This is a genomic window from Thermogemmatispora onikobensis (assembly GCF_001748285.1).
GTDB lineage: Bacteria > Chloroflexota > Ktedonobacteria > Ktedonobacterales > Ktedonobacteraceae > Thermogemmatispora > Thermogemmatispora onikobensis.
In genome coordinates this window covers 107,679-131,074 of the sequence record NZ_BDGT01000005.1, presented here as the reverse complement: position 1 = coordinate 131,074, position 23,396 = coordinate 107,679, and the positions used below count along the sequence as shown (strand labels likewise).

Below are 23,396 nucleotides of genomic sequence, written 5' to 3'. Positions count from 1 at the left end.
ATGTTAGATACTGGTACCATTTTGCGAGAGACCTGACGTCTCCTGGATTGAAGCTTCGAATTCCGGGTACCTCTCTGTTCACGGCCTTCCTGGATCAGGGACGATCGCAATTTTGTCCTGTTGTCTCGTCATCCTTCCTCCTCACTGGGATGATGTGAACACAGGAGCGGTGGCTCTCGCGACTGGTGCGCGCCAGGCCACCTGTGTCGGGCGCGTGCCAGTCGCCATCAGCCTATCTTCAACAAGGAGGATACTTGATGCGTCGCAATGCTCTATCGGCATGTATGAAAGCGGTCCCCGCCTTTTTGCTGGCGCTGGCGCTTGTGCTCTGGCTACTACCTGGGAGGCAGGCCGCCGCTCAGGGCAACGCCCTGGTGCGGGTCGTTCATGCCTCGCCGGCAGCCGGCAACGTCGATGTCTTTGTCGATGGCGGCAAGCTCTTGAGCAACTTCGCCTTTGGTACGGTCACCGATTATGTCTCCGTGGCAGCGGGGCCGCACCGCATCCAGGTGGCTCCGGCAGGCAAAGGCATCGATGCGGCGGTGATCAACGAGACCGTCTCGGTTGATGCCGATATGGCCTACACGGTGGCCGCCATTGGCGACAGTGCTTCGAATCTGGGCCTGCAGGCTTTTGTCGATAACAACCAGCTCAGCAGTGGCATGGCCAAGGTACGGGTCTACCATCTCTCGCCCAATGCCGGCCCGGTCGATATCGTTACTGGCGGCAAGACGGTCATTAGTGGGCTGACCTATAAGAACGCCAGCGACTATTTGAGTGTGCCGCCCGGCTCCTATACCTTCAATGTGACGGCCACTCAGGCCAATGCCACCGTACCGGTCTCGGCGACCTTGCAGAGCGGCATGGTCTATAGCGTTTTCGCCGTGGGCCTTTACAAGGGCACCCCGGCATTGAAGTTTGTGGTGGCCGCGGTGAGCGGTGTGCCTGGCATGCCCAATACGGGTAGCGATCCCAATGCCCTGCCACAATCGGCGAGCACGACCACGGTCCTTCCCTGGGTGTCTGGTCTGATCGCGCTGGGGGCCCTGGGCGCGCTGGGGGCCGGCGCATGGGGGATCATGGCCCGGCGGCGTCGCTCGGCGTAGCGCAGGTTCGTCCGGGCGCTCGCCGCGGGATGGGAAGACGAGCTCCCGCGTTCAAGCTCAAGATGCTTCGGCACTCTCTCCCCTCCTCCGACAGCGGGTGCGGCTCAGCGAGCATTCCTCCTGAGCTGCACCCGCCTCTTCTCTACGAAGGAGCCTGGTCTGTGGAAGGAATGGCAAAGCCTACATGTCACGACCGCGGCCAGCCAGGTTTTGGTAGTGGCGGCGTGCGCCGCTGGCTGCTCTTGCTGCTGCCAATCCTGCTGGTCAGCAGTGGGCTGCTGGTGGCAGGTTGCGGCGCGGTCAGTCCGCCAGTAATGGATGGGAACGCAGGCGTGGAGCGCCAGCCCCCGGCTCCGGTGACGGTGACGGCGACAGCTCCTGCAGCAGTGCCCAATCCGGCGCCGCCGACCCAGCTCCTCATTCCAGCCATTGGCGTAGCGGCTCCCGTCGAGCATGTCGGCCTGGGTGCCGACGGGACGCTGGTCACGCCCCAGCGGCATCCCTGGGATGATGTGGGCTGGTATCGCTTCGGGCCTTTGCCAGGGCAGCAAGGAAGCGCAGTGATAGCGGGACATCTCGACCGGCCCGGAGGCTACCCGGCGGTCTTCTGGAACCTGCACCTGCTGCGACCCGGTATGGCGCTCACCGTTGTGGACGAGCGGGGGCAGCGCTGGCATTTCCGTGTCACGACTGTCGCCTCCTACCCACCCGAGCGGGCGCCGCTCTTTCACATTTTTGCCGATCGCTCGGGGCACTATCTGAATCTCATTACCTGCGCCGGGACCTGGATTCCCAGCGAGCATCAGACGACGGAACGTCTGGTTGTCTACAGCGTGCTCCAGGGAAGCTAGCTTCCTTGGGCACCGCTGGCCGGCGCTGCGGCAGGGGCCGAGGCCGAGGTGGGACCGGCACCTTCCTCAGCGGTGGCGCGCGCCGCCGCCAGGCGCGCCCGTCCGGGCAGGGTCAAGGCCAGGGCAGCAACCGCCAGAGCCAGCCAGAAGGTCACGATATAGGCATCATTGATGCTTTGCATGAACTGCTGCGGTACCAGCGGGCCGAGTAGTTGCCCCGCGGCGGCCTTCTGGGCGGCAGCGGCTGGCAGGCCACGCATCTGCAGTACCTGCACGAGCTGCAGGAAGCGCTGACCAAGGGCGGTGGCAGCATTGTGCAGGTCGTTGCGGGCGGCCTCCTGGTAAGCCGTGAGCTGATGGGTCACGATGGTACCCAGCATGGCGATGCCGAAGGATTGGAAGACGTTGCGTGTGGCGTTGAGCAGCGAGCTGGCGCGTGGGAGCTGGGCCGGCTTCAGGCCGGTCAGGGCCACGGTCAGCGTGGTCTGCAGTGTCAGCCCCAGGGCCACGCCCCGAATCGCTGCCAGGGCCATGATCTTCGTGTAGGAGGCATCCAGTGTCAGATGGGCGAAGCCCCAGGTATTGACAGCCAGCAGCAGGCTGCCGACAAAGATCAGCCAGCGCGGGCCGATGCGGTTATAGAGCGCGCCGGCCAGGGGGGTGACGATCCCCGAGCTGATGGCCAGCGGCAGGACCAGCAAGCCGGCCTGCAGGGGAGTGCGCTCGCGCAGGCTCTGCAGGTAGATTGGCAGCAGGAACTCGGCGCCGAAGAGGGCGATCGTGCTCACCCAGCCGATGACACTGGCCACCGTAAAGGTGCGGCGCGTGAAGAGGCGCAGATCGAGCAGGGGATCACGCCGGAATAGCTCAACGACCACAAAGACGGCGAAGGTCAGCAGGCCGATGGAGAGCAAGGTCAGGATACGGGCCGAGGTCCAGCCTTCGCTTGAGCCGCGCTGGATCGCGTAGAGCAGAGTGCCAAAGCTGATCACCGAGAGCAGAATACCAGGCAGGTCGAGACGGGCAGCGGTGCCGCGCCGGCTCTCGCGCAGCCAGAAGAAGCCGAGCAGCAGGCCGGCCAGGCCGACCGGGATATTGATGAAGAAGATGTAGCGCCAGTCGAGGTACTCCACAAAGTAGCCACCGAGCACGGGACCGCTGGCCGGGGCGACGACCAGCGGGATGCCGTAGAGGCCAAAGGCCAGACCGCGCTGCTTTTCAGGAAAGGCCCCAAAGAGTAGCGAGATGCCCAGAGGACCAAGCATGCCGCCCCCCAATCCCTGCAGGGCCCGAAAGACTACCAGCCAGGGGAGCGAGGGAGCAAAGGCGCAGAGCACCGAACCCAGCACGAAGAGGAAGAGCGAGATCAGGTACATGCGCTTGATGCCAAAGCGCTCGGCCAGGTAGCCGGCCAGGGGCGTGATGATGCCCAGGGCCAGCACGTAGGCAGTAAGGACGCCGTCGACCTGGTCAACGGGCGCCTTGAAGACATGCTGGAGAGTGGGCAGAGCTACATTGACGGCGGTGGCATCCAGGATCACCATGAAGGTGCCAAAGACGACCGAGAAAAGGACTTTCCAGCGATAGTTTGGGTCAGCCGGAGCCGCTTCAGCGGGCGCGGCGGGCGCTGTCGATGCCTGCCGCCGCTCTTCAGGCTGTGGCTGACCCCCCAGGGTCATATCGGACTCCATTGTGGAGACCTCCTTTTACTTATCAAGTGATAAATTTCTGCGACAAAAAAAGAGGATGCTCAGCGTGCCAGGCCGTAGAGGAGGACGTGCACGAGCAGGGCAGCCTGCTCGCTGGCGAGGGTCTCGCGACGGCTCTCGGCCACGGCGGGCAGGGTTTCGCGTCCCCAGACGACGAAGCGGGACATCAGGCTCATAAAGAGATAGGCGGCCATCCTGGCGTCGACGCCGCCTTCGCTGGGCGAGCGCAGCAGGCCCTGCTCCAAACCCTCGCTGAAGACTGCGGCGATGGGCGCAATCAGGCTCTCTTCGAAAAGCGTGTGGAGCTGCGCGCGCACCTCGGCTGATAGCTCGTAGCGGATGTCGTGCAGCATCAGCGCCAGGTCGTGGCGGGTCGTCGTGAGCAGGTAGCTGGCGAGGCGGCGCAGGCGTTCGGCTAGAGGCTCGCTGCGGCGCGCGATGCGCTCCAGGACCGCTTTGAGGCGGGCCAGCTCTTCGCGGGCCATCGCCAGATAGAGGGCTTCTTTGTCGGCAAAATAGTGATAGAGCGCCGGCTGCGTCAGGCCGCAGGCATCAGCAATCTGCCGCGTGGTGACGGCTCGATAGCCGTATTCCATAAAGAGCTGTTGGGCGACCTGCAGAATGAGGCGCCGTGTCTCTTCGCTCTCTTCTTCTTTGACGATGCGCGTCTGACCCTCGCGGGGGCCGCGCCGCGCTGGCTTTTTCATGCTGCTGCGCCAGGCCGCCTTTCTTTCCCGATTGGTCTGTTTATTTATCAACTGATAAGGAGTATATCCCGGGAAGGCAAGGATGTCAAGGGCCAGCCACGGGAGAATAGGGAGTAGCGAGCATGGGCCTGCAGCCCGTTTAAGGTGGTGCTTCAAAGGAGGGCAGGAAAGCCTTGTGCATTCTTGGTGAGTGTCGCCTGAATCAGATCCCTCAGATCGTCTTTGGCATGCACTGGCACATGTACGTAGGGGGTCACCAGCCTGCGATCTTCCTGGCGTCTTTCGGAATGTTTGTCTCCGCCACCGCCTCCAGCAGCCAATAGCCGTTCTCGTGCTCCATCCTTCCCTCCTCGCTCGCCGGCCTCGGCCCGGCAAGCAGGGAAGAGCTCCCAGCAGAGGGACGCCCCTCCCTGCCCAGGTTCGCCGGCTCTTCACTTTAGCTTGTCTCCTGGCTTCAAGCCATAGATGATATATTTTTCCCCTTCCTTTACGACCTCGCGGAAGGCTTCCAGAGCGGTTTTCCTGCCAGTCTGTACTGTCCGATAGGTGTCATTCAGCTCTCCAAATATGAAAGCGGCCCTGAAGCGTCAGCAGTGGGCCGGTCCTGGTTTTTCGCTCTCCCAGAAGCACCCCCCTCCGGCGGCAACCGCCCTTCTCCTGCTCGTTCGCCAGCGGTCCTGCTTCCCCTGGCTCCTCTTAGCTCCCCAGCTCCTCCAGCCCACTCCGCTCCAGGATCAGTCGATACGGTTCCCTGCCAGCCATGCCCTATATCCCCCTCTCACTCGCTAGCCCTCTCTCCCTGCGCTGCTCCTCTTCCCTCCAGTATTTCCTCCCCTCATGCTCGATCAGCCCCGCCAGCCACTCCCCCACACTCTCCGCGATCCGCTTCCACTCCTCCGGCCCATAGCCACTGTCCCCGTCGATCACCCCCCACTCCTCTCCCTCCCCCATCTCCAGCACGATCAAATCCCCATCTCCCAACGTCTCCCCGATCACCAGGTACCGCTCCGGCCACCTCGCACTCCCATACGCCAGTTCCCTAGAGACTGTCTGGCCATACACCTCCTCCGCCCGATAGAGCCGATAGCCCCACTGTCCCGCCTCCCCATCCACATACAGCTCCATCCCATTGCTCACCTGCAATAGCTCGCGATATCCCCTTGCCAACCCTCCCCTCAGCTCCTTTCCCCCCTGCCGCAAACTCACCTCCAACGACCTCACCTCTTCCTCTCCTGCTGGCTCCCCAAACTGCATCCACGCCTCCCACTCCTGCCCCTCCTCATCCCTTACCTGCACCTTCCCCCTCGGCCCAACCCGCGCCTTCAGCTCCTTCAGCCTCTTGAGTCCCTCCCGCGTCCACTCCGCTGCCTCCCTCCCTCGCTCGCTCCGCTCCTCCCTCTCCTTCCTGCTCGCTCCTCTCCTCTCTCTCCCTCGCTCCCACTCCCACTCCCGCCACCAGGGCACCATCAACCACCCATGCACCTCCCGATCCACCGGCACCAGGTTCTCCTCCTCATTGCTCCCTCCATACTCCCTCGGCACCACCTGCACCAGATCATAGCGCTTCCAGCCCCCTGGCAACTCCTCCCTCCCCTGCTCCCTCCACCTCCTCACATACCTCCTCCTCTCCGCATACCCCCACGGCTCTCGCTCCCAGGCCGCCAGCCTCCTCCTCTCCCCAAGCTCCGGCGCCTCCACCCGCTCCCCCGTACGCGGGTCCACCACCACCGGCCATCGCTTCCATCTCGCCCGCTTCCTTCCTTTCTCTTCTCCTTCGCTCTGCCCACCCCTCCGCTGTGGCGCAAACCACTGCCAGTAGCCAGCTCCTTGCGCCGTCACCAGCCAGCTGAGCCATTGCCCAAAGCTGTGCGCGATCGCTCGCCACTCCTCAGGCTTCTCTTCGCAATCCCCATACAGCACGATCCCCTCCCCACTCTGCTCACTCACGTCCCCTGTCTCCAGCACGATCGTATCCCGGCCCCCGATCAGCTCCCCGACCACCAGCCCACTGGGCAGCCAGTGCTCATCATAGAGCGTCGCCTGCCACTCCACCTGCTTGCTGATCAGCTCTGCCGTGCTGAAGAGCCGGTACCCCCACTGCCCATACTCCTCATCTCGGTACAGCACCGCGCCATTGCTCGCCTTGAGCCACTCGCGATAGCTCCACGGCAGCGGCACCTTCACCCCCGGCAACGCCAGCCGCAGCCTCGCCTCCAGCTCCTGCAGTTCCTCCTCGCTGGCGGGCTCCCCAAAACGAAAACTCACTTCCCAGCGCCAGCCCTCCACTAGCACGCGCAGGCGCCCTCGCTCGTCCAGGCTCTCCCGCAGCGCACGCATCACCTGTCTCGGATCATACCCTCGGCGATGTTCTTCGATCCGCTTACTTGGTTCCATGGCTCTCCTCCTGTTGATGCGCTTCCGGCTCGCTCTCCTATCCACTGGCTGCCCAGGTCTCCCCCGGCTCTCTCGAAATTCCTTCTTGCCCGCTCTCCTAAAAGCGGAGAGGCTTCTTCACTACTCCCCACCCCATCAGCGGCCCTGCTCTCCCTGGCTCCTCTTAGCTCCCCAGCTCCCCCAGCCCACTCTGCTCCAGGATCAGTCGATACGCCCTCAGCTCCTCCTTCGGCAGTCTTCCCAGCAGCCGCCTCGCTACTTCCCCCTCCTCCGCCTGCGGATACCTTCTCGCCACTTCCACCAACGCCGGCGCCATCCACCCCTGCACCCCCGCCCGCTCCAGCACCCTCAGCCACACCCTACACCCCCGCTCCAGCGCCGCTTTCGACCATCCCCGCCCTCCCTGCTGCTCTTCCTCCCCCGCCAGCGGGTCCAGCTCTCTCCTCCTCCGCTCTTCCAGCAGCCAGGCCAGCTGATAGTACCCCACTCCCCTGCATCCCTCCACGACCTCTCCTGCCAGCGCTCCCTGCGCCAGCAGCCTCCCGATCCCTTCCTGCCTGCTCTCTTCCTCTGCCTCCCCCAGCTCCTGCACCGCCTCCAACACGTAGGGCAGCAGTTCCTCCTCTTCTATCCCCCGCAGCTCCTCCCTCACCTCCTCCTCACTCAGGTCCTCCATTCTCCTCACCAGCACCCGCAACCGCTCCGCCCCCTGCCCTCCTGGCTCCTGCTCCTCCTCCCTCCCGACCAGCTCCCCCAGTCCCGCCCGCCGCAAAAGCTCCCGATACGGTCGCAGTTCCTCCTTCGACAGCCTCCCCAGCAACTGCCGGGCCATCTTCCCCTCCCACGTCTTCAGCTCCTGCCTCGCCACCTCCACCAACGCTGGCGCCATCCACTCCTGCACCCCTGCTCTCTCCACCACCCTCAGCCACACTTCCACCCCCGCAGACCTCTCCCCCGCCCATCCTCTACGCCACCGCCCCACCTCATAACTCAACAAGTAGAAGGCCACCGGCCCACACCGCTCCACCAGCCCCTGCTCCGTTCTCGGCTCCACCAGCCATCCCGCCAGCCCCCCATACACATCCAGCACCCAGAAGTCATAGCTCGACAGCCCACAGCCCGCCGTCTCTCCCTCCTCCTGCTCATCCCCCTCCCAATGATACGGGCGTCCTGGCACCAGCAGCGCCACCAGCAGCTGCGGGAGCAGCTCCACTGCCGGTACCCCCCATAACAGGGTAAACACCCCACGCTCATATTGGGGATCTCCCACCAGACGCAGCGCGCTGGCCAGCGCCTTTGCATTCCACGGATACCCCAGTTCCTGCAAGAACACAAAGATCGGGGTCATCCTCCCCCTCTGGCTCCGGTCCTCCAGCAGCGCCGCCAGCACCTCCACCACTCGCTCCCCCTCCGCCCGCAAGCGCTCCTTCAGCTCCTGCAGCCGCAGTCTCTCCCGCTCACCGCTATGCCACCACCACTCATGATAGCTCTCCACATAGTCTTCCACCAGCGCTCCCAGCTCTCCCCACTCCCGCCCCATCTCCTTCCCAGCCCTCTTCTCCTCCTCACTCCACTGCCCCACTCTCCCCCATTTCTCCCGCTCTGCCTGAGGGGCTGCCTCCTCGCCCACCAGCTCCCCCAGCCCCAGCAAGCGCAGTATCTCCCGATACCGCCGCAGCTCCTCCTTCGGCAGTCTTCCCAGCAGCCGCCTCGCTACTTCCCCCTCCTCCGCCTGCGGATACCTCCTCACCACCTCCACCAGCGCCGGCGCCATCCACGGCTCCACTCCCACTCGCTCCAGCACCCTCAACCACACCCCCAGCTCCCGACCCCCTGGCCTCACCCACCCCGCTGCCGGCTCTCCCTCTCTCATCCTCTCTTCCTCCAGCTCCCACACCACTCTGACATACGCCAGTCCCGTCCCCCTCTCCTTCCCTACAGACCCCAGCTCTCTCACCATCTCTCCCAGCTCCCCCTCCTGCCCACCCACCTCTGCCCCCCGCTCCACCCACCTCGGCTCCAGCAGCCTCATCAACCGCTCTTCCTGCCTGCCCGCCCCTCCCTCCTCCGGCAGCTCCCTCAGCAGCCTCTGTACTTGCTCCAGCTCCCCCGCCCCCGGGTAATGCCTCATCACCCCGATAAGCCCCGGCACCATCCATTCCCGCACTCCCCCCCGCTCCAGCAGCTCCAGCTCCATCTCCAGCCAATACAGCCGCTCCCCCTCCCTCCAGCTCCGCGACCGGCACGTCCATAGATCATCGCATAGCAGCTGGTAGTAGATCACCTCCACACACCCCCGGACCACCCCCCGATCCATCCCGGGCAGCAGCAGCAGATCCTGTATCCCATAGACATCCTCCTCCCAGGTCGTCTCCCCCGTCGTATATCGCTCGTGATACGGCTCCCACGGCCACAACAGAGCTGCGATCACATGCGGCACCAGCTCCTCCACCGGCACGCGCTGCAGAAAGGTCGCCGCATCAAGCCAGGCCCAATTATTGCGATCGCCCACGTGGTTGAGCACCGCTGGCAACGCTGCCACCTGCGCCGGCAAGGCCATCTCCTGCAGCAGCTCCAGGGCCGTCGTCGCTGAGCCCCGCCGTGGGGGCTCGGCCAGCGTCTCCAGCAGCACCGGCAGCAGCTCCTCCTCCTGCGCCAGCAGACACTCCCTCAGCCTCCTCACCCGCCCCACCAGCCGCTCCCACCCCACCACTCGACTCCGATGCACCAGCAGGTCGTAGCGATCGAAGCGCTCTTGTATCGCGCTCATCTCTGCACCTCTCACAGCTTCCTGGCACTTTTCTTGTTCAGCACACCGAGCACACCGCCACCTCCCCACCCAGCCGGCCCCCGGCAGGGGCCCTGGTCACGAAGGAGTGCACTGCTCCCTCCAGCCCCCAGCACACATCTAGACCCTGGTATAGAGGCCAATCAATCCCTGCAGCGCTTGATAGTAGTCTTCCAAAGTCATTTCCTCCCCCTCAGGAGCGATCACAATGTGGTAGACTCCCCAAGCCGGTCTCCACTCATACTTGAAGATCAGCCCATCTGGCGCTACGGTACCTCGCGGAAGTTTGAAGAAAGGTCCCTTGAGAAATGAAACTGGCTTGTCAAAGTGAGAAAGGCCTTTAATCGTTTTACCTTCAATATCTTTCCCTGGCCTCAAGGTGAGGTTAAGCCGCCCCGTACGTCGGTCCGCCGCGCGGTAAGCATCCGTCACCAGCGTTTTCGTTCTAAAGTCTTCTTCCTGCGGCGGCTGAGGGGTAGCGGAATCTTCCTCACCCCCACCAACCGGCCCTGCCCGAACGGGCTGATCAGGAGGCAACCCCGGGTCTCCTCCCCCTCCATCCAAGCGGAGAACAACTCCCCTATTATCTCGCTCCTCCGCACCCTCTCCTTCCTTGCCACTCTCACCACTTTCTCCATCCACACAGGCCATCACCGACGTCGTCATACAGTGCTGGCCAACGACATCCACCGTGACCGTGATCCCTATGGACCCGCAGCTCATCCCCACCTGTATAGAGACGCCAGTCAGCACATCCCCTATAGCCAGCGAGCAACTCAGCGGGAGCTGGCCCCCCACTGCTCCCTTCAGCGAGACCTGACTGACCAGCTTACTGCAGCCTACCACATCGTTGTAGTAGGTCTCCATACACGGGGCTGGAGTTTCCCCCTGGCCACCACCGCCATCCCCCGTCCGCGGAACCCTGACTGAGACACACCAGAGACAACCGCCACCACCAGCGGCGACCCCAACCACCCCACCAGCCGCATGCCCTACCGCCCCCCCTTCCTTCACCGCACTCGATCCCCCCCCACCACATCCCCCTACCCCAGGGCAGACATACATCAGCCCCGAGGGATCGTTGAACGTCTCCGGGTTCCCTGCAACGTAGGCGTACGGATCCCCCCCCTGCGCATTCCCCTGGACCGGGTCCGCCGACAGAAACAGCCCAACCTGCGGGTCATAGTAGCGCGCCCCATAGTAGTCCAGCCCGCTGACATCATCCCCATACTGGCCCGTAAACCCTCGCGCCGTCCCCATGTCGCCCGCCCGGTAGCGCTGGTTCCCATACGGCCCATACCCCTGGTTCCCAACCAGGGCCGCCGCCCCATCCGCATTGCTGAAGGTCGCAACCACACTACCCACCTGGTCCGTCAAGAAAAGCTGCGTCTTGCCCGGCTGGCTCCCCACACCGCTCAGCTCGCCCAGCAACTGGCCCCCCAGGTCATAGTAGTGCGTCGTGCTCAGCAGGCGCCCATCACCGGTGTAGGCATGCTCCTCCAGCCCGAAAGCGTAGACCGTCAGCGTCGCCGACCCCGGCGTCACCGAGCGACGTAGCACCCGCTCACCAGTGGCATCGTAGACATACCACTCCTCCGCCGAGGCAGTCGGATTCTGCCAGTGCACCAGCTCATCCAGGGGATCATAGTCCAGTGTCTGCGACGTCCCGTTGAGACTGCGCGTAGTCATGTTCCCCCAGAGGTCGTAGCTCGCCGCGTAGGGCGCCACCACGCCGCCAGTGCCTGAACAGGTCGTTCCGGCAGGGTAAAGCCCCGTCAACTGGTGCGGGTGCGTGCTGTCGCAGTAGAGGTACTGCAAGGCTGGCCCATTGCCATTGAGCGGCCCCTGCCACAGTTGACCGAGATTGGTGTAGCTGAAACTGCTGCTATAACCCGCCCCGCTGATGATATTGGAGGGCGTGGCACTACCACAGAGACCATTGCCCGCCGCCGGCGGCGTCCCCAGGTTGCCCGCCCAGACAAGGCGCTCCTGCGCGTCATAGCAGAAGACCTGCGTCTCGCTCCCGCCGGAGTTCGCTACACCCGAGACAGTGCTCTGCTGCGTGGTCAGGCTGAGGACGTTGCCAGCGACATCGTAGCTGCGCGTCTGGCTGAAGATGCTGCCACTCTGACCGCTACCGCTGCCCCAGAGCGCCTGCACCGCCACCGGACGCAAATCGGCATCGTAGCTGAATTGCTCCGTGGCGGCTGGAGCACTTCCACTGGCTGTCTGGATCGTCACCGTGTCAGGCAGAGCGCGCGCGTTGTAGGTCACGCTCGCCAGCAAGGGACTGCTCCCCGTCGTGGGACTGAGAGCGACCAGGGTGCCAGCGTCGGGATCATAGACCTGCGTGAAGCTGTAGCCCGGGTCACCCGCTACACTGGTGCTGGTCGTGGTGGTCGTGACCTGATCGGCGTCGTTGTAACTGATCTGCTGCTGATAGGTCGGCAGCGGGGTCGTTACGTTCCAGGAGGCCGGCAACCCCAGCGCCAGCGTACTGGTCGTCAGGCGCCCACGCTGGTCATACTGGAAGCGTTCAGTGACCGTCGCCGAGCTGCCGTCGGGATACCAGGTCGTGGCAACGCTCTGCGTGAGGCGACCAACGGGGAAGTCGCTGTCCCCCTGGCTACCCAGGGTGCTTGTGTCGTAGGTGTTCTGGACAAAGGGATGGGCCCCGCTGCTACAGGCCACCGCCACGCTCTGGGCCGGGGCTGCGTCTTGCATACAGACCAGCCGCCCCAACAGGTCATAGATGTAGCCCAGCGTGCGCGAACCGGAGACATCGGTCACTAGATGCCCATCGGGATCATAGCTATAGTCGTGGGGACCACGATCGGGATCAAAGAGGTGCACGAGCCGGCCCAGATCATCGTAGCTCATGCTCGTGCTGACACTGGTGATGGTCTGGCCGGCCTGCGGCGCTAGATCGGTCACGGTCACAACGGTCGGTTCGTCAAGGGCGTTGTACTGCACTGCCCGCTGAGCGGCTACGTTGCTACTGATCGCCGAGGCCGATGGGCTGGCCACGCTGTTGTAGGTCTGGCTGTAACGAGTGCGGCCCAGGGCATCGCTGAAGCTGACTGTCATGTGATTGTCAGCATCGATGCTCTGAACGTAGCTGTAGAGCGTGCTGTCTCCGACCGGGCTCCCCAGACCGTAGTTGACACAAGCGGTGTAGGTCCCACTCAGGACCGCCGAGCAGGCAATCCCTGGCTCCTGGCTGGAGCCGTAGTTTGGATCACGCTCAGCGATGACCCGCCCGAGCGCGTCGTAGAAGGTGACAGTGCCGCCAGGCGCCTGGCCATTGATGTCAACGGCGCCGTTGGGATCAACCCAGCCGCTGCCGCTCGCAACCTGGAATGGCACGCTCCGGAAGACGCTGTTGGTGCTGTCGTCGTAGACCGTGAAGACGATCGTGTCCTGACCCGACGTGGGACCCGGCGTGCGCGTCTCGACAGCCCGCCCCAGCGCATCGTAGAAGGTGCGGCTGACAGCGTTGGGGTAGAGGCTGCTGACTGTGTCAACTTCGTAGCAGGGCAGACTGCTGCTGGCGGTACAAGCGGAAGGATTGACGGTCTCTTGATCCGTATAGCTGGCCGTCTCCAGCGGCAGCGTGACGCTGGTGGTCGTATTGGCGCCATTGTAGCTCACGTTCTGACTGGTGGTCTGGCCATTGACATCGGTCGTACTGCGCAGGAGGCCGCCTTGAGTATAGTCATAGGCCAGGGTCACCGTCTGCCCCAGGGCGTTCGTCTCACTAACGGGACGAGCCTGATAGCTGTCGTAGGTGGTGCAGCCGGTGTAGTGACCGGTGGTCCAGGCAGAGGACATGAAGGAGGGGGCGCTGCTCAGGCTACAGCCCGCATTCGCGTAGAGGCTGGGGTTGGCCACGCCAACGGCGTCAACGCTCGCCAGCAGATTGCCATCGGCGTCGTAACCGTAATAGGTGGTCAGGGCCGTCTGGCTGGGGTTGGTGCAGTCGCTGGAGGTCGTGACAGTTGTGGGCCAGCCGGCAGCCGGACGCGGCACCCCCGAGGCCGCCCCCTCATCGTAGCTCGTGTCCTGGCAAAGCCAGACATGGCCGCTACTGTCAGTGAGCTGGCTATGCACAACCGAGCGAAGATTGTGATAGACCCAGCCGTTGATGGTGGTGTCGGTGGGCTGATAGGTCCAGCTGCGCGTGATCGTGGGAGCGTTTGAGGCCGTGATCTGCTGCGAAAGCAGGTTCTGATACTGGCTCTGATCGATGCCGTCGGTGGAGCTGTAGCCCGCGTAGGTATTGCTGACCTGGACCCAGGGGGCATTACTGTTGTTCGTCCCCTCGTAGAAGGTGGTCTTACTGGTCAGCAAGAGCACAGCACAAGGGACGTAGGTGAGATCGTAGCGCCCATCGCAAGCATTGTGCATGCCGTTGCCGGCGTAGACATTCCTGGTCTGCTTGAGCAGCGGGCTGCTGGTGCTGTTGCCTTGATAGATGTCCTCCTCATAGAGATTGCCCGCCGTGTAGTTGCCACTGTCGCCAGCCTGCGAACCCCAGCCGTTGGTCGTGGCGTAGGCTCGTGCAATCAGGTTGCCAGCAGGGGTCGTAATGTAGACCCACTGGAAGCCGCGAAACTCCTGATGGTAGAAATCCATCCAGTCGCCTTCGCTGGGGGGAGCCCAGCTATCGGCCAGACAGTCGCTGTCGCCCTGGGAGTCTGTGGGACAACCGGTGCCTACAACCTTGAGCCGATAGTGGAAGACATAGGTGGCTTTGGGAATGGCCGAGGCGCTGCTGTCTGTGCCCAGAGCGGTGATACGGGTGACAACCTGGACGCCCCACTGCTTATCGTCGGGATGAGCAAAGGTCCCCGTACAGTCGCTGTGCGTACTGCAATAGAGAGGATCGTGGCGATCGTCACCGCTGGCGCTGTCATAGGGGGTGCCGTGAGCGTTCGCGGTGGCCGTGGCATAACTGATGCTGGCTCCCTGACCAGTCTGCTCATCAACTACCCGGGTCAGATAACGCCAGTAGGTGATCTGAGTATAGTGTTGCTGGCCATTCTGTATGGAATGGCTTAAATCGATATAGCCATCGGCCAGCCCGTCCGAAGTATAGGTCAGTACCAGCGGCCTCAGGTTATGCGCAGTGCCGTTCTGATAGACGGTTGGAGTAACCTGGGTGAGCAGGTGATTGCCAGCGTCATAGGTCTGGATCTGAGTATAGTCATCCCAGGCCTGTGCAAAGGGATCGTCGTGGTAGGCGAATTGATAGCTATAGGCTCTGTGCGAGGCGCTGCTGTCATCACCAATGTAGCTGACAATCTGCTGCAGGCTGAAGGTGCTCATCACGGACGGAGCCGATAGACCATTGGGATGATCCAGGGGATCATCGCAGCGCAGCGTGGTATCGGCGGGAGGCGCCTTGCTGCAGTTGTAGTTTGTTCCGTAGCTGGTGACATAGGGCTCGCTACTGAAGGGAGCACGGTAGTAGAAGTCAATCGTGCCGGCCACACCGGAGGCATCTCCGTAGACAATCTGACGCGGCGCCGCGCTGCGCACCCCATGCGAGGTCTTGTCTTGAAAGTAGGTGATGTTGATGTAACGCCCCGCGGTCCCTGGCCCTTCATTGGCCAGGGTGATTCGATTCAGGTCCCACTCGTAGTTCTGGCGTGTCCCATCGCTCTCAATGACATATTGCAGTGAGTCGCTGGTACAGCCGAAGGTGTAGTAATTTCCAACAGCGTCCCAGACCTGGAAGCAGGGCGTGCTGGTATTCGCATTCATCATCTGAATGCGATAGCCGTTAATGTGCTGTGGGGTGAAGCTGGTGGTGCTTCCCGGATTGGGCACAAGGCGATCGCTGGCACCAGCTCCGCTCAGGAAATACCAGGTTCCCGCTTTGGCACTGCCGCTGGGATAGTCGTCAGCAGTGATCGCTCCCAGGCCAGATAGGGACCAACCTTCCCCCAGCATGCCACTGGGAGCCGAGGTGTTGTGACGCTCGTTGGTGCTCTCGCTGGAATAGACCAGGGCCAGGGCCGGCGTCGTGCCCGGCGGACCAGCGACGACCGAGAGTGGATAGCTGTAGGAGAACTGCCCTGAGTTGCCTTGCACAGCGTCCAGCAGCGGGGTCGGTGGTGCACCATTCGCTGCAGCACCGCTGATGGCCAGCGTGCCACTGGCCAGCGCTGTGACCTGAGCCGACAGCGTGTGCGTTTGCGGGTCGTTCTGGAGAGGAACCTGATACTGGGAGAAGGGTTGTCCAGCAGCACGCGCTGCCGCAATGGCATCGGGCCAAGTCAGCCAGAGCGTGCCCGGGTCGAGATCGAGGCGGGCCAGGTCATCTGGTTGATAGTGGTAGAGGAGGGTAATAGGCTGTTGCAGACGAACGCCGCTCACCAGACGACCCTGGCTGTCGGTAACCTGGATCTGATACATACCCAGCACACTGACCGCCGCAGGGAAAAGACCGTGGAGCTGGGTCACGTTCAGTGAGAAGGGGGGTGTCGGCGTACCCGTCGGTGGAGGAGTGGGTGAGGGAGTAGGCGAGGGAGTGGGTACCGGCGACGCCGTGGGTGAGGGAGTAGGCGTCGGAGAGGCTACGGGAATGGGAGTAAGCCGCGGGGAGGGAGAGCTAACGCTTGCGCTGGAAGCACTAGTGTTGACAATCTGCGCCTGCGAAAAGTCAAGTGATCCAGCAGGAATCTGGATCTCTAGACGCCCATCACTACCCTGGAGATCCAGAACACCGCTGCCGTTGCCCGCTGAGCCGCTCAACAAGGCCGGACTCAGGCTCTGCGCAAGAGGCTTCATGGTCGCTGGCTGAGCGCTGGGGAGCGTGGCCAGCTGGGTCGGCTCGCTATCGACAGGCAGAGCCGGCACCCTGGCTGGGAAGCTGAACGAGTCTGGGTTATTTGCTGGCTGACGCTGCTGCAGAAACTGGGCAAAGGTCAGCTGCGCCGGAGCCAAGGCCGGTGGCCATGATTGGGCATGCGCTACCGGCGCGATGAGTGTCCACTCCTGCCCTAGCAGATGCCATATGAGCAGGCACATGAAAGCCAAAAATAAAAAAACCGTTTTTTCCGCCTTCACGAGTAATAGTATTTCTAACTGTATGGGGACAAAAACGGCCTGAATCATTATGAGGAGCATTCGAAGACATAAAAATACCCCCCTGATCATGTGGATCACTGCAAGAGTAGGCTGCAGGTAGACAGTACGTATATATATAGAAAGAGGAGGGAATCGAGAAGGATCAGAGTTTGATCCTTAGAGTGCCTCTCCTATATATAATATCCTGTATATGATATACTCTAATAAATAATGATTGTCAATATCTGGCTGCTCAAGTAGAGCAACTTTACGAACAGAGTTCCACAGTTAGGAAAGGGAGGCACTATCCTCCTTCTAACCAACGAAGCTTCTCTGGCTTGAGAAGCCTACGCTAAGATACAGAGCTTTACCTGGACATAGGGGTGGCAGCGGAGTTCAAGGCGACCTGCCATGATGTATACTAAGCAATAACAACTATGGTCAGCCTGGCCGGCCTGTTGTCGGGGGAAAGATGCAGACAGCAAGACACCCCACCCCTACATCAGCACGGCAGCATCAACAGGCCAGACCAGGGAAGAAGGTGCAGCAGGCTTCTCTGTGAGCCTGCGCCGTCCCCTTGTCGACGGGAACGATAAGGAGGGAGAATCTGTATGGCCGCCACTACCAAGGTCTACCGCAGCGAGCTGACGCCGGTCAGCTTTTTGGAGCGCAGCGCTCTCGTCTTCCCCAATAAGGTGGCTGTAGTCCACGGCGAGCGCCGCTATACTTACCGCCAGTTCGCCGAGCGCGTCTATCGCCTGGCCAACCAACTGCGCGCCGCCGGCCTGCGCAAACACGACCGCGTCGCCTTCCTCAGTCCCAATGCCCCCGCCCTGCTCGAAGCTCATTTCGGCGTGCCCGCCGCCGGCGGCATCCTGGTGGCAATCAATACGCGCCTGACCAGTAGGGAGATCGACTATATTTTGAAGCATTCCGGCTCACGCTTCCTCTTTGTCGACGCCGAGCTGCTGCCACTGGTGGAATCCTTAGAGCTGCCCGGCGTCGAGCTGGTGCGCATCGATGACACCGGGCAGCCAGACGATCCCTATGAGCAGTTTCTGGCCGCCGGTTCGCCAGAACCACCGGAGAGCTGGCTGGAGGACGAGGAGGAGACGATTTCGATCAATTACACGTCAGGCACAACGGGCAACCCGAAGGGCGTGATGTATACCTACCGCGGCGCTTATCTGAACGCCCTGGGCGAGGTCATCGAGACAGGCATGAGCAGCAGCAGCGTCTATCTGTGGACGCTGCCGATGTTCCACTGCAATGGCTGGTGTTTTCCCTGGGCAGTAACCGCTGTGGGAGCACGCCATATCTGCCTGCGCAAGGCCGATCCTGGTCTGGTCTGGGACCTGCTGGAGCAGGAAGGGGTGACGCACTACAACGGAGCGCCGACGGTGCATATCTTTATTGTGAACCATCCGAAGGCCCACCCCATCGAGCGCGGGGTAACGGTGACCGTCGCCGGCGCGCCGCCGTCGCCGACGCTGCTGGCGCAGATGCGCCGTCTGAATATGCGCCCGATCCACGTCTACGGGCTGACGGAGACCTATGGACCGTACACGGTCTGCGAGTGGCATGAGGAATGGAGCGCGCTGCCCGAGGAGGAGCAGGCCCGCTTGCTGGCGCGCCAGGGCCAGGGCTACGTGGTCGCCGAGCGGGCGCGCGTGGTCGACAGCGAGATGCAAGATGTGCCCTGGGATGGGCAGACGATGGGCGAGGTGCTGATGCGTGGCAATAATGTGGCCAAGGGTTATTATGAGAATCCCGCGGCGACGGAGAAGGCCTTTGCCGGCGGCTGGTTTCACTCTGGTGACATGGCGGTCTGGCATCCCGATGGCTATATCGAACTGCGCGATCGCGCCAAAGACATTATTATCTCGGGCGGCGAGAACATCTCAACGATCGAGGTCGAGCAGGTGGTGGCGCGGCATCCCGCCGTGCTGGAGTGCGCGGTGATCGGTATCCCCGACCCGACCTGGGGCGAGCGCCCGAAGGCCTTTGTGACGCTGAAGCCCGGCCACGGCGCGACGGCGCAGGAGATCATCGAGTTTTGCCGCCAGCATCTGGCGCATTTTAAGTGCCCCGTGGCAGTCTCCTTCGGCGCCCTGCCGAAGACATCGACGGGCAAGATTCAGAAGTTTGTGCTGCGTGAACGCGAATGGGCTGGACGCGAGAAGCGTATTAATTAATTAGGATAAGAAGCAGCGGCTGCTGACCATGTTTCTCCAGAAGAGCGCCCAGTCTTAGAACCGCCTTGGGCGCTCTTCTGGGCTGGGCCCGGCTGTCTCCCGCTATGCCACTTGAGTGGCGACCACGCTCTTACGCCTCCACTGTGCCTCTTGCTTTCTTCCCTGCTGTTACATATACTGGTTACAGTCGGTTAACGCTTATCTATCTCTAGCTGCGTTGCTGCACCCTGAGCAAGGCAGGACGTGAGGGAGGGCAATGGAAAGGCCCTGCGCGATTGCAGTCTTGGTTTCCTGGTCCGGGACTGTTACCGATGGCACCTGGCACGAGCGCCTGCTGAGGCTGCTGAGGCCGCTGGCGGCTCAGGGTTGGATCGCGCTCGGGGACGATGGCCCGCCCTCTATTGACTGCGCAGGTGGTTCTTCCGGTGCTGCTCTCTTCCTGGCTCTGCTCAGCCCCGATTATCTGGTCTCGCCGGCGTGCCTTGCTGAACTGCAGCAGGTTCGGCAGCGTCATGATGCCGGTGAGAGGCTGCTCCTCCCGATTATGCTGCGCGCCTGCGCGTGGAGAGAGAGCGTGGTCGGCGATCTGACGCCGCTGCCCGCCGATGGGCTGGCGCTCGTCAGTCGCGACGATCCCGAGGAGGGACTGCGCCAGGTTGAGCGCGGTCTCCGTTGCGCTCTGGGCCGTCTGCTCTTTGAGCGCATTCGCCAGCGCGACGCCGTCGCTGCTGAGCTGCTGCTCTTCTGCTCCTGCCTGGCGCCTGCCCCTGTTCCAGAGAGCCTGCTGACAGAAGGGCTGGCCCGAGTGTCACACCCGCTGGCCGCAATGGCTGCTGATCGCTCTGCCCTGATGGCCGCGCTTGCGGCGCTGGAAGCCGATGGTCTGCTCGCCCGTGCGCCTCAGAGCGGCAATCTACAGCTCCATGAGCTGGTGCAGGAGACCCTGCCTGAGCAGTTGCCTGCAGAGGAGCTGACAGCCCGGCAGCGATTGGCCATCGAGGCCCTGGTCACCGCTTACCCGGGTCAGGAGCCAGAGCACTGGCCCCTCTATGAGGGTCTGCTGCCGCACGCGCTGCACTGCGCCGCCTGGATCGCGAAGGAGCCAGCGCTGCAGACCGCCGCCGCAGCCAGCTTGCTTCAGCAGGCCGGCACCTATCTGCACCAGCACGGACGCTATCAGGAGACAGTCCCTTTATTTGAGCAGGCGCTCTCTATTCGCGAGCAGGTGCTCGGCCCCGAGCACGCTGAGACGGCGGCTTCGCTCCACGATCTGGCCTTCGCCTATCGCCTCGTGGGTCGTCCCTCGGAGGCCCCACCTCTGTTTGAGCGCGCACTGGCTATCCGCGAGCAGGCGCTCGGTTCCGCTCACCCTCTGACCGTCGCTACGCTTGAGTCTCTGGCTTCTCTCTATTTGAGGGCAGGACGTTTGACTGAAGCGTTCCCTCTCTTCGAACGCCTGGCCCCGCTCGCCGAGCAGGTTTTCGGTCCATCCCATCCTAAGACGATTGCCGCCCTGAACACGCTGGCGCTCTGCTACGAGCGTCAGGGCCGCGTTCCAGAGGCGTGCGCCCTCTTCGAGCATGCTCTCTCGCTCAGCGAGCAGGCTCCTCAGCCGGTCCCGAGCCTTACCGGCGCTATTCTGCAGAATCTGGCGCTCCTCTATCGCAATCTGGGCCGCCTGGCCGAGGCCCTTGCTCTGCTGGAGCGTGCTCGTGCAATCTGCGAGCAGACCTTCGGTCCAACTGACCGGCGCGCCGCCACTATCCTGTACAATCTGGCGCTTCTCTATAAAGATGTGGGTCGCTCTGAGGAAGCGCTGCCCCTGCTTGCGCGCGCACTGGCCATCTACGAGCGCTCAGCTGGCCCTGATCATCCGCTCACCCGCCGGCTACGCGAGACCTACCGCCACTTCCAGCAGGCCCACACTGAGCAGTGATAGCCCCTTTCCTCCGCTCGATCCTTCCGACCACTCAAACCATCCACGACCGCCACGAGCAGCGACGACTCCAGCGCCCGTCTGAAGCAGACCGGCTGACCATCCCTCGCTCCTCGCACTCACTTAACAGCTCTCCCTCCCCAAAAGCAAGCGGACCGGCGCCGCAGTGCTCACGCTGCAACACCGGTCCGCCTCTGGTCTGCTTCCTTCCCGCCTTCCCATCTTCCTCCCTCATTAAACTATAAGAAAGCGCCATGCGCCTCCTCATTTCCCAGATGGAAGTACATACAAGCAATGACCAGGGAAAAGAGACTCACAATCAGCAGCGCATTACGAATAGCCACCTCGAACTGCCAGCCCAGCCAGACCACCAACAGCGTCACCACCAGGCCGAGAACCCCCAACGTGCGATAGAGTCCCACACTGGGATAGACCATATCAGACACCCCTTTCCGAGATGCTTCCTTTCGTCCCGTCGCTGACTTGCGCAGCTCACAGCCGGGCCGTCCGCCCACAGTGCTAGCAGGCCCAGATCCTCAGACAGCGCACAGGCGACCAGTCAGCCACCGAGCATCGATCGCACTTCTCTCTATAGCACGAGCGCCGCCGAAAGGCAAGAGGTCCTAGCCGCCCCTGGCCGGCAAAGCAAAGCACCCGCTGCAGTGCCTTGCTCTGGTTCATCAGGCCCACACCGACTGCAAGAGCATCGCCGCCCGCAAGGCCCCATAGAGAGGCGCATCGGCTCCAAGCTGTGAGGCCACCAGCGGCGTCTGCCGCACACTCGGGGACCCATAGCGCTGCAGCCCTTCGCGCAAAACCGGGGCAAAAAGATCGAAGGCCCCCGTCAGCGTCCCCCCAAAGATCAGGACCTCGGGATCAAAGACGCTCGCCAGGCCCGCCACCGCTATACCCAGCACTGCCGCACACTCATTGACCAGCTTCACACACGTCGCCTGCCCCTCGCGCGCCCGCGTAATGATCTCCTCCAGCGACAGCGGCGGATCAAGCAAACGTCCCTGCGAGGCCAGCATCGAAGCCGAGGCATAGCGATCCAGATAGCCATGCTCAGCATCAGGCGCCTGCTGCCGATCCAGGGCCAGCCAGCCCAACGCCCCGGCGCTCCCGTGGGCCCCGTGCACAATGCGCCCTCCAAGCATCAGCGCCCCATTGATCCCCGTTCCCACACTCACCAGGGCAGCACTTTGCCGATCGCGCGCCGTCCCACGCCAAATCTCGCCCAGCAAGGCCAGCTGCGCATCGCTGGCCAGCATCACCGTGATCCCCAACCGCGCCCGCAGATCATCAGCCAGATCGCGCCCGTTCAGATAAGGCAGCGAGGGCACCCAGACCACTCGCCGCTCAGTACAGTTGCCAGGAATACTCACCCCCACGCGCCGAATGGCCTCGCCAACGCGCGAAGCCTCCTGTACCTGCTGCACCAGCACCTCTAGCAGCTCTTCATAGCTGGCCGGCACCGCTACCGGCGGCGTCAGCACGACCTCCTTCTGTTGAAAGTAGGCCCCACGTAGAGCCTGTTCACTCACCTCAAGACCGAGATACATGCTTCACCCCCTGTCCTTGCCTGGCTGCCGCCCGCCGGAGCAGAGCAGACGCCAGCCACTGCGCTGCGCCTTCCGTCCCCGTCCGACCACCCCTCCCTCCACCACACTCTTTGTGATTCATTGTAATCTTACCGCATCATCCCGCTAATCAGCAGGAACCCTACAGGCAACCTTCTCACCGTCCAACGAACTCCCACTACCTCCCTACCACTTCTATAACGCAGCAACCTCAGCCCACGACTCCAACCACAGAGGAGACTTCTTCACCCCTGGCTCCAGCAGATCGACAGGCAAGCACCAGAATAGAGCCAGCCAGCAGGGGGAACAGAACCAGGAGAGAGATACCCACAAGAGAAAGAAGCACACAGCGAGCGTTTGCAGCGGCTGCCGACAAGCAGGCGGTTTGACCACGCTGCCCCCGACAGACCGCTGCCCTCACTCAGCGAGGGAACAGACAAGAACAGTAGGAAGTAGGCAAAAAGCCGGACTCCACCAAGCCTTACTGCTGGACCAGCCTGGCCTGCAGGCGGATCTCCGTGGCGGCCAGCGCCCTTGAGACCGGACAATTCTGCTTGGCCTCATTGGCCAGCTCCTGAAACTTCGCCTCATCGATCCCAGGCACCACCGCCGTGGTCTCCAGCTCGATCGGACCAATAACATAGCCCTGAGCTGTGGGATTGAAGTGCACCCGCGCGTTCGTCTTGACGCTCGTCGGCGTAAAGCCAGCGCGCGCCAGACCCGCCGAGAGAGCCATCGAGAAGCAGGCCGCATGCGCCGCCGCGATCAGCTCCTCGGGATTGGTCCCCGACGTATCGTCACCCATGCGCGTCTTAAACGAATACTGGCCCTCAAAGGCCCCTGTGCCCAGCTTCAGCTGACCCTGGCCACTTTGCAGGTCACCTTTCCATTCCGCCTCAGCGGTGCGAACTGGCATAGCAAGATCCTCCTTACGCAGATATCGAGATCGTTTCTCATCTCCTGAGACTCAGCCGTAAACAGGCAAGAGAGCCTCTCTCAAGATAATAGCACACGGGAAGCAGGACCCCAGAAGTGACCTGAGTCTCATTCCAGGAC

General features: G+C 62.7%; 12 protein-coding genes. 4 read left to right on the top strand and 8 right to left on the bottom strand.

The annotated features are described in order from the left end of the window. Positions 1-257 precede the first annotated feature (257 nt). Positions 258-1,106 carry a DUF4397 domain-containing protein gene (locus BGC09_RS03795; protein WP_069802260.1) on the top strand — a complete coding sequence of 283 codons (849 nt, stop codon included), beginning with the start codon at positions 258-260 and terminating at the stop codon, positions 1,104-1,106. A gap of 170 nt (positions 1,107-1,276) precedes the next feature. Then, a complete protein-coding gene (locus BGC09_RS03790; RefSeq protein WP_069802258.1) occupies positions 1,277-1,957 on the top strand; it encodes a class F sortase in 681 nt (226 codons plus the stop codon). Here the strand turns inward: BGC09_RS03790 and BGC09_RS03785 are convergent. From BGC09_RS03785 to BGC09_RS23350, 5 genes are all read right to left on the bottom strand, one after another. Further along, positions 1,954-3,648 carry a DHA2 family efflux MFS transporter permease subunit gene (locus BGC09_RS03785; protein ID WP_069802256.1) on the bottom strand — a complete coding sequence of 565 codons (1,695 nt, stop codon included), beginning with the start codon at positions 3,646-3,648 and terminating at the stop codon, positions 1,954-1,956. The genes BGC09_RS03790 and BGC09_RS03785 overlap by 4 nt on opposite strands. Positions 3,649-3,707: 59 nt before the next feature. Then, entirely contained in the window at positions 3,708-4,373 is a 666-nt protein-coding gene (locus tag BGC09_RS03780) for a TetR/AcrR family transcriptional regulator (RefSeq protein ID WP_069802254.1), read from the bottom strand. A gap of 765 nt (positions 4,374-5,138) precedes the next feature. Continuing rightward, the gene (locus BGC09_RS23360; protein WP_069802251.1) at positions 5,139-6,767 is read right to left on the bottom strand and encodes an SMI1/KNR4 family protein; all 1,629 of its coding nucleotides are present in this window, start codon (positions 6,765-6,767) and stop codon (positions 5,139-5,141) included. 163 nt (positions 6,768-6,930) lie between these two features. Beyond that, entirely contained in the window at positions 6,931-9,537 is a 2,607-nt protein-coding gene (locus tag BGC09_RS23355; protein ID WP_069802249.1) for a hypothetical protein, read from the bottom strand. A gap of 138 nt (positions 9,538-9,675) precedes the next feature. Beyond that, positions 9,676-16,506, bottom strand: coding sequence for an RHS repeat domain-containing protein (locus BGC09_RS23350; protein ID WP_176728830.1), 6,831 nt, complete (start codon positions 16,504-16,506; stop codon positions 9,676-9,678). Positions 16,507-17,240: 734 nt separating this feature from the next. Between BGC09_RS23350 and BGC09_RS03760 the strand changes: the two genes are divergently transcribed. Beyond that, positions 17,241-18,824, top strand: a complete 1,584-nt coding sequence (locus tag BGC09_RS03760) for an acyl--CoA ligase family protein (protein ID WP_069802245.1) — start codon at positions 17,241-17,243, stop codon at positions 18,822-18,824. A 256-nt stretch (positions 18,825-19,080) separates the two neighbouring features. Further along, positions 19,081-20,760, top strand: coding sequence for a tetratricopeptide repeat protein (locus BGC09_RS03755; RefSeq protein WP_069802243.1), 1,680 nt, complete (start codon positions 19,081-19,083; stop codon positions 20,758-20,760). A 239-nt stretch (positions 20,761-20,999) separates the two neighbouring features. On the opposite strand, the gene BGC09_RS03750 is transcribed toward BGC09_RS03755, so the two are convergent. From BGC09_RS03750 to BGC09_RS03740, 3 genes are all read right to left on the bottom strand, one after another. Further along, entirely contained in the window at positions 21,000-21,197 is a 198-nt protein-coding gene (locus BGC09_RS03750; RefSeq protein ID WP_069802241.1) for a hypothetical protein, read from the bottom strand. Between the two features lie 243 nt (positions 21,198-21,440). Then, positions 21,441-22,322, bottom strand: a complete 882-nt coding sequence (locus tag BGC09_RS03745; RefSeq protein WP_069802239.1) for an ROK family protein — start codon at positions 22,320-22,322, stop codon at positions 21,441-21,443. A 499-nt stretch (positions 22,323-22,821) separates the two neighbouring features. Beyond that, positions 22,822-23,256, bottom strand: a complete 435-nt coding sequence (locus BGC09_RS03740) for an OsmC family protein (protein WP_069802237.1) — start codon at positions 23,254-23,256, stop codon at positions 22,822-22,824. Positions 23,257-23,396 lie beyond the last annotated feature (140 nt).